The following is a 10,894-nucleotide window of genomic DNA, read 5'->3' on the forward strand; positions in this document are numbered from 1 at the left end:
AAATATCCTGTATAACAACTACTCTCAATCAATAAAGATTTTTATATTTAAATTACTTAAATAGCAATCTTTTCAATCTAAAAAATAAATTAAAAACACTTCAATAGTATGTGCCTATTAGAAAAGATACCTTAAATATTCTACTAGCAATAAAAAACCGCTTTAAGGGCGGTTCATCTAAAATTCACAGGTACTTAATGAAGATTTTTTTTCTGTCTTTGCATCTTTCTGGGCTCACAAATTTTTCCAATAAAGTTAGTTAACCACAAAATACTTTCTTCACGATCTTCAAAATGAGGTATAAGGCTTAAATCTACTTTTATTTTGCGATCAGCTAAAGGCAAACTTAAACAATGTTCAAAGTCTATTGAGCTGTACTTCAATTTGAGTCTTTTTTCTGCAGCTTGATTCTTTATCTCAGCCATAATGCGATTTAGATTAACAATCAAATTATTTGAAATTTTATTATTTTCATATACCCGTTCGTAAACTGTCTCAGCCACATCAATGTACTTTATTAGCTCTGCATTCTCATTCATAGCATTTGTACTCCGTTTTTTTAATTATTCTCCTAAAATCATGTTTATTTGAGTTACCTAATGCATCTTCTAAGTAAATATTGTTTAAATTCGATTAATTTAATTTTAAATAAATTATTGAATTAATAATATAATTATTGGATTTTATAATCTTTTTATACATCTTTATCCTTAGCAAATTCAATTAAAATTTAATAAAAAGCCCCGCCAATAATCGATATTTAGCGGGGCTTCTTGCGCCGTAATACGTCCGGCAAACGATAAAACTAGTTTTTAGGTGATCTAAGAATAGTTAGTACTTTCTCTGACATGTCATGTAAGTTTGAACCTACAGGTAACCAGAATTGATAATTGATGTTGTCGCGGTTAAAAACCTGTTTGTAGTATTCTGTTGTGAAACTTGGGTCTAAATCAGAAGCTTTAAGCAATCTACCCTCTTTTTCTATCTTTTGCCCGTCAAGCTCACCACCAACACAGATATTCATTTTATTTACCAGTTTTTAATCAGACTGGACTATAACACTAAATATCTATCTTCAATCTAATAACTTGAAATCTTGTCCATGTTCTGGACTATGAAATGATTTACCATCTTGGTTCATAGCAATTTTTTTTCCAGAATTTGTTCGTATTATCCATTTCTTTTTTTCTGGTTCAGTTGGGTTCAGCACCTGAACGTACATTTCAACACCAGCAATAGATACGGCTTTTATATTCATCAGTAATACCCTCATAAAAAAAGATTGTATACCAATAAAACGCAAAAAGCCCATCGATTGATGAGCTTTTTAAAAATAACCACCAGTGTGGTAAGTATTAAACAGGTTCTTCCACTGTTTGTATGAATGAGTTTTCATCAAATAACCACGTATGTGGTAAAAAAACAGTTACACTTCGAACACTGTATAATGAATATGCCATAACCTGTGTACACAAGTCAATAAATCAAAAAACACTTTTTAAAAAGACTTATAACGGGTTCGTGGAGGATGAGGAAAATAAGCTTTATTTGATTTAGCTGTTGCTTGAGTTTTATTCTTAAGCTCTGAGATTTCTTTAGCTTCTAATACTAATTCGACACCTTTTTGTTCTGCCCTAAGACGTACATATCCTCGTAACATTTTTTCATTGTAAATGAACTGCCCCTTTTTTAAACCAGTCTTCAAAATAGGGCCATATTCCTCTTTAAGTAGGTTTCTTACCCTTAAAGAGAATTTCTTTATATCTAAGACTTCACTATCTTTAAATTGCTTCATAATTCCTAAATATTGGTCATACATACTTTTTATGTATTCACCAATATTATCCTCAGCGACAATAGTTGACCAAACAACTTCTTCGTAATCACGAGAACGTTGATTTATTGCTTTTTCATATGGTCTAGACAATTCCGTATGTATAGCATCGATTGCTATATCAATTGCTGCGTGATAATCCTCCCATTCAACTTCAGTTATTTGAGTAGGTTTGTCGTAGAGTAGCCATAATAATTTTTCAATTATTAAATGAACGTAAAAAGGATAACCATCACTGATCAATGCAATCCTGATATAAATTGAACGATCAATACTTATATCAAATGCTTTCATTGCCTCTATAGCAATTTCCCATCGAGCATCCCAAGATAGTTTAGGCAACTCTATAGTTTCTAATTGACGTATTGCAGATCGATGCGATCCTAGTATTTCATCAAGTGTGTCTGCAATACCGGTAAAGATAAATTTAACATCAACTCGCTTATCCCCTAATTGCTTTAAAAAGTCAGCAAATTTTTCTACCTCTTCTAACTCTTTTATTCGGTCAACTTCATCAACTACTACTAATAAAGGTTCATCAAAAAACTCTGAAAGCTCTTTTAATATTTCAATTCCATCACTTAAACACTTAATTTCATTTTTAAAGTTTATATATTCAATTTCACTTTCTCTTTTGAAAGTGAACCATTTAAAGCCAATTTGGAAGGTATTTTTTACTTTTTTCCTTTTTAATACAGTTTTATTGATTGCTTGAGTTGCGATAGTTGAGATCATCGACAAGACTGTAGTATCTGGAGCACATGAAATATCGATATAACAATCATGCCCCCCACACCATTCATTAGCGGCGGTAGCAGCTAATGAAGACTTACCTACACCTCTTTCACCATAAATAAAAACATTTCTTCCTGTTGCATAAAGTGCTTGTTGGATTCTACTTAATTGATTTTCTCTTCCTTTTAAATGCTCTAAAGACAATACTGGTCTAGAAGGTGAAACAACTTCATTTAATAACTTGCCAAATGTTTTTCTATCGTAATTCTTAATTGCCATGTATATACCCCCTATTTGGATGAATAATATCAAATATTTAGCAAATCTGTTTTTAAATTAGGGTATCTACCACTTATAAATGCTAAACCGCATTTTAAATCTTGGCGAATTTGAATTGTAGACGTTTCAAATAAAGCAGCTGCTTTTCTTAATTTATTATTGTCAACATATACGCACCAAATCACATCTAACCATTCTTGAAAAACTTCACTATTGTATTTTCTTAAATCTAAAATAATACGTTGAAAAGCGCGTGCTTCATTGTCATTTATCTGACAAGAAATCCCTTTGGGATATGTTGACTCTTTGAAATTTTCATCACTTAAATATCGGGCTAGCAATTCTACTCTTTGTTTTTTAGTTAATTTTTTTGTGGGCATAGATTTATAAAACTTCTGTTTTCTTTCAGAATCACCATTAATCCATGCACCAAATTGCCGAAACCAATCTTCAGTACTATATTTAGACCAATCGACCGCTTGTAAAATGTGTTGTTGTACTGGCATATTCATTTTCATCCCACCAATTGCTCAATTTGTTTAATCGCCACGCCTGCTTTAACTTGCTCTGTGCTGAACCGTAAAACTGTAAAACCCATCATTGCTGCGGAGTTGTATTTCTCCATATCTCCTAGATAACCTTTGCCCCTCGTATGGCGACCTCCGCTCCAGATCCCGCCTTCAACCTCAATCAAAATTTTTGTACCAGTAATCAGAAAATCTGCTCTCCATTTGCGTGTTGGATGGAATTTATATTCCTGTTCAAAACTGATCTTGCATGCTTTTAAATGCGTTGCCAGAACCATTTCACCCACACTTGGTTGTCTGGCAATTTGCTTTGCTGAACGCCGCTTTTTATTTTTCTTAATAGGAAATAACTTACGGTATTCAGCAATGCTGACTGATGACATCAAGCACCACCTTTCAGCAAATGGTCCAATTGATTAGCAAAGCAGTTATAAACTCGCGCTTTATCCTGATCACCAAAAAGGCTGGAAGAATGAGCATCTTGTTTATACTTCTGAGCCAGTTTTTCAATTGACTCCCTTAGTTCAACCAGAGTGCTTTGCTTTTTACCGCTGAGTGGTTCAATTGAGCGTGATACGTGGTCAGCCATTTCTTTTTCCATATGATCGAAGTAACTTTGACGTGCTAAATTCCTCGACTTGATTAGCTCTGGTGAAATAAGCTTTTCCATTTCACGGCGTTGCGCTTCAATCCATCTACTGTCCATTTTTTGCGCCCTCCGCATTAAACTTCTTCGCTTGGTCAAGTGCCTTCTCTAATTGAAGTAACTCGTTGTAATCAGTATTAGATAAGCCACTACGGTTATATCGACCTCGTAATTTTTCACAAAGAGTCTTAACTTCTGCAAAACCGCAGTAAGAATTTATTAACTCTTCAACTGCACAGTGTTGGCATTTACTCATGGCGATATCCTTTTTCATCTAGCTCTTTACGCGCCAAGCACCACAAAACCACCGCACCGCAAAGTACTGCTGTTACACACGAAATGAGTAAGCCACAGCTTAAAATCTCGAATTTAGTCATGATCCTGCCCCACCAAAACGCAAGTCATCCCAGTCACATTCAACTACTGTCAAACCGTCATGTTGAAACCGAGACCATAAACGGTCCCCTAAGTTTTCCTTCAAACCTTGCGCCTTTTCTGTAGACTCAAGCGTCATGTTGGAAATTAAAACTGTCGGCTTTTTTTCGTCATAACGTGCATATAAAACTTTATGAACGAGCTGCAATCGACTCTCGTGTTGGTCGTGCAAACCATATTCATCCAATATCAATAAATCACAGTCCGTGAAGCGAAAAATTGCATTTGCTTCATTGTCATCTGGCTTTGTCCATGCAGTCGCAATTTCATTTGCCATGTCTTCTGAGGTGACGTAACGAACATAACTACGCTTGTCTAAAACGTTACGAGCAATAGCACATGCAAGATGGGTTTTGCCTGTTCCTGTACGCCCAACCATAATCAGATTGCGCTTCTTCCCTGAATTAAAATCTTGAACAAATTTATGGCAAGCAGCTTTAGCTTCTTTCTGCGGATCAATACTCACCACATAATTTTTAAATCCGCTTTCCTTGTGGCGCTCAGGAAGTTTTGCTCCGGCAAAATGTTTCTCGCGTACCATAAGGTTGACTTGGTGTGCGTGTTCAATTTGTGATTTCACATACGCTTCATTTGCACATGTTTGGCAAACTGGACGACCAATTAATAAAACCATTAACTCATTGTGTTTAGGGCAAAACTGATTAGTTTGTACCAGCTCAGTTTTGAATTGTTTGCTCAATGCATTCATAGCATCTCCCCTACATCGATATCATCTGTGGCTGGTGCATACTGTTTTGAATCACCCCAAGCACTGTTTACGTCTCTTGCTGGTGCAGTTTTCATTGGTGAGTTTTGTTTTTTAGGTCTTATCGACTTTGTGAATTCCTGAATTAACCAAGTTGCAAACTTTCGAGTTCGTTGGTTTTCCGTGAGATCAATTTTGTTTTCCCAGTGAGCATTGAAGTTGCCAAGATGAAATTCATAATTTGGCATTTTTAAAACCTGCTCTGCTTGTGCACCCACTTGTGAAGTCCTAAGAACATTCAGCAATAGTTCACGATTTGGTTTCCAAGACTCCTCGGCCGCTGAAAAATTTTCAACCGCGTTTTGTGTGTGAGTATTTTCTTGTTCCTGCTCCTGCTCCTGTTCCTGTTCCTGTTCCTGGCTTCGAAGGGGCTTGTAAGGGGCTTGTAAGGGGCTATCTATTTTGGCGTTTTCGCCACGCTTTTGAGTCATACAAAATGCTTGTGCATATTTATCGAAAAAGCTTGATAAATAAGGGCTTGACGGCAATGAGTCATACTCTTTTTGCACGTTCTTACAGCGGTTATCGGCTGGCTTTAATGACTCAGCTACTTGAAAACGTGCCATCTCGTGCACCCAGACTGTCTCCGTGGCTTCGTCATAGCTACAAAACCCCGCTTCACAGGCTCTTTGAAGCCCCTTAGAAGCCCCTTCAAAGCCCAAGCCAGTTTCATGAGCAATATATAGAAGGGGTATGTAATACAAGCCAAGCATGTTCGCGTGAGGGCTTGTCATTAAATACATAGCGACAATTAAGCCTTCAGGTGTTTGACGAAGTTTTTTTCCCGTAGTTCCCGTCCAGAAATGTGGTGAGACTTTCCCATAGTCACGCATGGTTATTTATCTCCTTTGAAGGGGGTTCGAAGGGGCTTTGAAGGGGTGATAATAATCATTACTTACCCCTTCCAAGCTTCACTAATCCGCGCATTTCCAACTGACGAATAATTCTTGGAGGAATAAATTCGTTGTTGATTTTGTAGCGAATGCGAGACTTTTCTTTCACCTGAATTAGCTTGTGCCCATCCTCCATAAGACGGCGAACTGCTATAGCCTGCCCCCCCATATGAGTTAATTCTTCAAGTTGATAAAATCTTTCCTGAGCCTCAATTGCGGCATTCATAACTGAAAGTGGCATAGCTGCTAATTCTTTAGCCGAATAGATCTTTACTGGTTGTTCCAGTGGAATTACCACCTCTAGCGGTGTGGTGGAAACGGAAATATCCTGTTTTCTTCTTGCTGCATATCTCACTTTTCACCATCCTTTGGCTTAACATAGCCACCAAACGAATCAACCAAACACGCTTTGGTTAAGCTGGTTACAATCTGTTGTGCTAACCACTGCGTTATGCGAAATTGACGAGCCATAGCCTCTGAAAATTCAACTTTGGTTACCGCCGCATTATTTTCGTCATACCCTTTGTTGCGTAAATTTTGCTTTTTCACCTCAAATAGGTGGCCAAGTACTCGCAATGCAGGCTCATAGAAAGATTGGATTTCACTTTGCTGGCGAGAATCTTTGATTTGGTGTGTAAAGCTGTTCATGACACCTCCGCTAATGCTTGCTCTGCGCTTGTTAGTCGGCGTTTGGCATTAAGTTCTGCAACTGTTGCTGTGCGGATTTCTTTTGAAGAAACCAGAATCAAATGATTCTCTGATTTGATAGTCCACAACCTAGTCAAAGTTTTATTTTTAACCTCAAATAAATCGTTTGATTTAAAACTTCGACACTCTTTAGTAAGTACTACAACGTCACCTATTAAAAAATCTGGTGAGTTGAGTTCGATTGGTTGTTCTGATAAATTGTTTGTGTTCATTTGATCCACCTCAATTGAATGCCTATAAACCACTCCTGTTTGCGCAGGTAGTGGTTTTTTATTTGAATAAAATCCGCATGTATTCAGGTGAAGTGAATGCATGTGCTAAATAGACTCGCGTTGCTTCTGCAATTTCAGGTGAACAATACACATCACTTTCTTGCACAACCTTCAAACCAATGGCTGTCAACAAAAAGCTAATAAACTCAATCTCAGTCCATCCATTTGATTTCTTTTCTGTTTTCATCCGTGAAAGGATGCTTGCATCGACATTTATCATCTCTGCTACTTGTCTTTGATTGCTAGCGTTAAGTGATTGCAATATGAGCGATTCGTTATTGCTAGCGCTTGCAGGCAATTCATTTAATACTTTGCTCATGGTTTAGTTCCTAAGCGGTTAATGATCCAAGGTTTTTGCTTTTTGTCGTCTGGGGACGAAGTTCAATCCAAATATCTTGATAGTTATCAGGGAAAAGCTCTTTTCGCGTTGTTAAACCAAGATCTTCAGCAATAACTGCTAGCCTGATTTTTCTATCAAGGGGGATAGCTTTCCATCCACTAACTGATGACGGAGCAATCCCCAGAAGTCTTGCTACCGCTGTGACACCACCTAGCTTGTCTATAAGTTGTGCGTCATTCATAACGTGCTCCTAATTTTTCTTTAATTATTAGGCATTCCTTATATTGAATCAATAGGAATACCTAATTTTATTTATGTTAGGATTTCCTAACATTCTGAGGATAGTTGTATGAATACTCTTGCTGAACGACTTAGGTATGCCATGGAAGTTTTGCCACCTAAAAAGATTAAAGGTGTTGAGCTTGCTCGTGCAGTAGGAGTTAAACCTCCTTCTGTGAGTGATTGGCTGTCTGGAAAATCCAAAACAATGGAAGGTGAAAATTTATTACGTGCCTCAAAATTTTTGAATGTAAATCCTTCATGGCTTGCATCTGGCACGGGAGAGATTCAATCAAGCACGAGAGATAAATTTAAACAACTGGATATCGAAGAGTTCAAAAAGAAATACAACATTAGTGATAGTGATGAAGCTCTTTTATTTTCAACAATTATCGAAAAACCGTTTATCCCATCATCTAAGCGTTGGGTTCCTGTTAAGGCTTACTCCAAGATGGGCATGGATGGCTATTTCACAGATATGGGTTATGAAGGCAATGCTGGAGATGGGTATGTTCCAACTCACTCAGCAGGACCAAGAGCCTATGGCATTAAAGGAACTGGCGACTCAATGTTTCCAGCAATTCGTAATGGCTGGTATGTTGTATGCGACCCTGATGCAGATCTTGTGCCGAATGAGTTTGTTCAGGTGTGCTTGAAGGATGGAAGATGCACAATTAAAGAATTTGTCGGCATCAATGGTGGGGTTTTAAGTTTGCTTTCTGTGAATGGTGGTGAGCGATTTTTCTTTGAAATGGACGAGGTTGAAAGTATTACCGCTATTACAGATATCGTGCCGCCAAGTCAGCATAGACAAGAACATCCTTATTCGCATTAATCACAGGAAGACTTATGGACAATTCAAAACGACCAATCAACCAGATTATTGCTCGCATCAATGATGCTGCAAAACATGGTGAAGCTTTGGTGTTGACTGCTGAAGAAGTAAAGATTCTTTCTAAAGATATTGGCGACAAAGTCTTTATTCCTGTGCTTACTAATGAGCAGGTCGTGCAGTTGGTAAAAGAAGGAAAGCTAGGTCAGAAAATTAATAACATAAAAGATTAATAAACTGTGAACCCGACACAGTCTTAACAACAGATCGGGTGGAGAATAAAATGACATTAGAAAATGTTTTTAAACAAGCAATTGATTCAAAAAAGAAAGTAAAACTATCTTTTTTTTCAAAAGAAGATAATCGAGAATTAGTTAGAAAATGCGCCCCTATGGACTTTGGCCCAAGTAGACGAGCGCACAATAAAGATGATCGATTTCATTTATGGGATTATGAAAGTGATTCAAGGGTTCATACCTTGAGCCTATTGCCTAATCAAATATCAAATATAGAAGTAATTGATGAGGAATTTTGTCCCAGTGAGTTTATCACCTGGAACATCAGCAAATCTCCTTGGTTTTATAAAAGAGATTGGGGTCAATATTCATAATTTTATCGAATAACCAAAAACACTGTTCTTTGGTCAATTCAATAGCGTCATTTTCATCTGGATTCGACCCATTAAAAGACAACATCCAAACCGTTCCTTCTGCTTCAATCGACTCAATAACTAATGGTGGTGATGAATTTTTTATTGTTCCTGTCATCATAACAAACTCCAAACAACCCATCCCTGTGATGGGTTTTCTTTTGTCTATTAAAGCACAAAAATTAGGTATTTCTAATTTTATTAGGAATACCTATTGACTTAATAATTAGGTTTACCTAATATCTATCTCACAGACAACAAAAAAGCACACCGCCCCTCCCCAGGTCCGATGTGCTTTTGCAAACTGCGAGATCAATTATGAACGTAAAAACCTTTTCAAACAAGCATAAGGTAACTGGAGTTACAGCAATTGCTGTACTTGTAGCCTTGAGTTCTTGTGAATATCGAACTGCTAATTCTAGCGTCCCTTCTAATTACTCATATGAAAGCGAGCAAGTCGTTGCTTCTGAATATGAACTTCTGGCTGTTAAGAAAACTGGAGAAAAATCTGGTGAAGCAGTTATCCGCATTGACGGCTTCAAATTAAACGTGAGCTTCGATTTTGACGGTGTAGCTGATAGCTATGGTGTAGCTGGATCTGATTTTACAGCGGCTGAAATTACTAACCTTGCTATTGAGTCAGTAACTGACTTAAGCGGCAAACCTTGGAATGATTTCACCAATCATGACGACCATAAAAACATAAATATTTTATTAGCGGGCTATATCGACCGTAATAAATGGTTGGAGGCAGCCTAATGAAAGATTATAACTGCCCTACTTGCAAGAAGATGATTCCTGTTGACCGTTCAAAAATCAAAGCTGGTGATGAGGTTTCATTTTGCAGAGTAACCCAATCTTCTAAATCTGCACGTTTTTCTTCAAGAGAAGGAATTGTCAATTGCCGTGAAGGTGATGTGGTTTTAGTTAAATATCGCAAAGAAATTATTCCTTTAAATATTAAGGACGTTTCACCTGTTGATGCTCCTAGCCCGCTTACGTATGCCTTTGTTGGTACATGCGAATGTAAGGAGGCTGAACATGTCTAATTTCAAAAAACATCCTGACGGCTACAAGTCATTTTTAGGCCGTGATGATAAGGGTCTCTACTCTGTCCGCATTGGCTGGCAAGTGTACGCATCTAATGCTAATGGCTCAGTTCTTTACAAAGTTAAAGACGGAGTTAAGACGCCTTTAAATGTGTTCAGGTTCCAAACTTCTTATCCAAAAGTTTGGAATGAACTCACCCAAGAAATCGATTTTCAGCGCAGAAAGCAGCTCGCTATAAAACTGCGTGAAACAAATATCCCTACTTATGACCGCAAAGCTTATAAAACTAAGCGCGGCTTCACTGGCTCAAGATAAGGATAAGAAAAATGACAACTGAAAACTCAAAAGACAACTTACATATCTGGAATGCAGTTAAGCAAACGCCTACCAATTTTCTTAAGAAAATTGACTTTGGTTATTTAAAAGGTAAATCAGATATTAACCCTCAATGGCGATTAATGGCTATGACTCAGGCCTTTGGTCCTGTTGGTCATGGCTGGACTTATAGACATGTACGTTTATGGTCTGAAACCGCGCCAGATGGAACCATTATGGCTTTTGCTGAAGTAGCAGTAAAAACCAAGATTGATGGTGTTTGGGGTGAGGAATTTTTCGGCAACGGCGGTTCAGCAATTGTTGAAGTTCAAAA

General features: G+C 37.5%; 22 protein-coding genes and 1 pseudogene. 7 read left to right on the top strand and 16 right to left on the bottom strand.

The window, feature by feature from the left end; genetic code table 11:
• Positions 1-194: 194 nt before the first annotated feature.
• The 16 genes from J576_RS14780 to J576_RS14855 form a co-directional block, all read right to left on the bottom strand.
• Positions 195-539, bottom strand: a complete 345-nt coding sequence (locus J576_RS14780) for a hypothetical protein (protein WP_033855669.1) — start codon at positions 537-539, stop codon at positions 195-197.
• 266 nt (positions 540-805) lie between these two features.
• Positions 806-1,024, bottom strand: a complete 219-nt coding sequence (locus J576_RS14785) for a hypothetical protein (RefSeq protein ID WP_001017705.1) — start codon at positions 1,022-1,024, stop codon at positions 806-808.
• Positions 1,025-1,075: 51 nt separating this feature from the next.
• Positions 1,076-1,258 carry a hypothetical protein gene (locus J576_RS14790; RefSeq protein ID WP_002056361.1) on the bottom strand — a complete coding sequence of 61 codons (183 nt, stop codon included), beginning with the start codon at positions 1,256-1,258 and terminating at the stop codon, positions 1,076-1,078.
• 240 nt (positions 1,259-1,498) lie between these two features.
• Positions 1,499-2,848 (bottom strand): ATP-binding protein, encoded by a 1,350-nt coding sequence (locus J576_RS14795; protein WP_000985644.1) that lies wholly within the window; start codon positions 2,846-2,848, stop codon positions 1,499-1,501.
• A gap of 29 nt (positions 2,849-2,877) precedes the next feature.
• Positions 2,878-3,366: a hypothetical protein gene (locus tag J576_RS14800; protein WP_000783468.1), complete on the bottom strand. Its 489-nt coding sequence runs from the start codon at positions 3,364-3,366 to the stop codon at positions 2,878-2,880.
• The gene (locus J576_RS14805) at positions 3,363-3,758 is read right to left on the bottom strand and encodes a DUF559 domain-containing protein (protein WP_033855670.1); all 396 of its coding nucleotides are present in this window, start codon (positions 3,756-3,758) and stop codon (positions 3,363-3,365) included. The genes J576_RS14800 and J576_RS14805 overlap by 4 nt, the downstream gene beginning before the upstream one ends.
• Positions 3,758-4,081: a hypothetical protein gene (locus J576_RS14810; RefSeq protein ID WP_000378368.1), complete on the bottom strand. Its 324-nt coding sequence runs from the start codon at positions 4,079-4,081 to the stop codon at positions 3,758-3,760. The genes J576_RS14805 and J576_RS14810 overlap by 1 nt, the downstream gene beginning before the upstream one ends.
• Entirely contained in the window at positions 4,071-4,277 is a 207-nt protein-coding gene (locus tag J576_RS14815; RefSeq protein WP_002124180.1) for a hypothetical protein, read from the bottom strand. Before J576_RS14815 ends, J576_RS14810 begins: the two co-directional genes overlap by 11 nt.
• Positions 4,270-4,398, bottom strand: a complete 129-nt coding sequence (locus tag J576_RS20095) for a putative phage replication protein (RefSeq protein WP_033855671.1) — start codon at positions 4,396-4,398, stop codon at positions 4,270-4,272. Before J576_RS20095 ends, J576_RS14815 begins: the two co-directional genes overlap by 8 nt.
• A complete protein-coding gene (locus J576_RS14825; protein WP_000993074.1) occupies positions 4,395-5,165 on the bottom strand; it encodes an ATP-binding protein in 771 nt (256 codons plus the stop codon). The genes J576_RS20095 and J576_RS14825 overlap by 4 nt, the downstream gene beginning before the upstream one ends.
• Positions 5,162-6,055, bottom strand: coding sequence for a hypothetical protein (locus tag J576_RS14830; RefSeq protein WP_033855672.1), 894 nt, complete (start codon positions 6,053-6,055; stop codon positions 5,162-5,164). The genes J576_RS14825 and J576_RS14830 overlap by 4 nt, the downstream gene beginning before the upstream one ends.
• 58 nt (positions 6,056-6,113) lie before the next feature.
• Positions 6,114-6,470 (bottom strand): hypothetical protein, encoded by a 357-nt coding sequence (locus J576_RS14835; protein ID WP_001267986.1) that lies wholly within the window; start codon positions 6,468-6,470, stop codon positions 6,114-6,116.
• Entirely contained in the window at positions 6,467-6,763 is a 297-nt protein-coding gene (locus J576_RS14840) for a hypothetical protein (RefSeq protein WP_001084132.1), read from the bottom strand. The genes J576_RS14835 and J576_RS14840 overlap by 4 nt, the downstream gene beginning before the upstream one ends.
• The gene (locus J576_RS14845) at positions 6,760-7,035 is read right to left on the bottom strand and encodes a hypothetical protein (protein ID WP_002059537.1); all 276 of its coding nucleotides are present in this window, start codon (positions 7,033-7,035) and stop codon (positions 6,760-6,762) included. The genes J576_RS14840 and J576_RS14845 overlap by 4 nt, the downstream gene beginning before the upstream one ends.
• Before the next feature lie 58 nt (positions 7,036-7,093).
• Complete coding sequence (locus J576_RS14850; protein WP_033855673.1) at positions 7,094-7,414, bottom strand: hypothetical protein; 321 nt, start codon at positions 7,412-7,414, stop codon at positions 7,094-7,096.
• Positions 7,415-7,424: 10 nt separating this feature from the next.
• The gene (locus J576_RS14855; protein WP_000996060.1) at positions 7,425-7,676 is read right to left on the bottom strand and encodes a Cro/CI family transcriptional regulator; all 252 of its coding nucleotides are present in this window, start codon (positions 7,674-7,676) and stop codon (positions 7,425-7,427) included.
• Positions 7,677-7,784: 108 nt separating this feature from the next.
• Here J576_RS14855 and J576_RS14860 point away from each other — a divergent pair, with 108 nt between their 5' ends.
• The 7 genes and pseudogenes from J576_RS14860 to J576_RS14890 all read left to right on the top strand — a co-directional run.
• The gene (locus J576_RS14860) at positions 7,785-8,549 is read left to right on the top strand and encodes a LexA family transcriptional regulator (RefSeq protein ID WP_001093658.1); all 765 of its coding nucleotides are present in this window, start codon (positions 7,785-7,787) and stop codon (positions 8,547-8,549) included.
• Positions 8,550-8,563: 14 nt separating this feature from the next.
• A complete protein-coding gene (locus tag J576_RS14865) occupies positions 8,564-8,779 on the top strand; it encodes a hypothetical protein (RefSeq protein ID WP_000370484.1) in 216 nt (71 codons plus the stop codon).
• Positions 8,780-8,829: 50 nt separating this feature from the next.
• A complete protein-coding gene (locus J576_RS19875) occupies positions 8,830-9,156 on the top strand; it encodes a hypothetical protein (RefSeq protein ID WP_000171519.1) in 327 nt (108 codons plus the stop codon).
• A 357-nt stretch (positions 9,157-9,513) separates the two neighbouring features.
• Positions 9,514-9,954 carry a hypothetical protein gene (locus tag J576_RS14875; protein WP_001101440.1) on the top strand — a complete coding sequence of 147 codons (441 nt, stop codon included), beginning with the start codon at positions 9,514-9,516 and terminating at the stop codon, positions 9,952-9,954.
• Complete coding sequence (locus J576_RS14880; RefSeq protein ID WP_000656410.1) at positions 9,954-10,244, top strand: hypothetical protein; 291 nt, start codon at positions 9,954-9,956, stop codon at positions 10,242-10,244. Before J576_RS14875 ends, J576_RS14880 begins: the two co-directional genes overlap by 1 nt.
• Entirely contained in the window at positions 10,237-10,560 is a 324-nt protein-coding gene (locus tag J576_RS14885; RefSeq protein ID WP_000064466.1) for a hypothetical protein, read from the top strand. The genes J576_RS14880 and J576_RS14885 overlap by 8 nt, the downstream gene beginning before the upstream one ends.
• Before the next feature lie 11 nt (positions 10,561-10,571).
• A pseudogene (locus J576_RS14890) lies at positions 10,572-10,894 on the top strand (hypothetical protein); the annotation flags it as partial.

Origin of the sequence: Acinetobacter sp. 766875 (assembly GCF_000582055.1) — a bacterium.
GTDB classification, from domain to species: domain Bacteria; phylum Pseudomonadota; class Gammaproteobacteria; order Pseudomonadales; family Moraxellaceae; genus Acinetobacter; species Acinetobacter nosocomialis.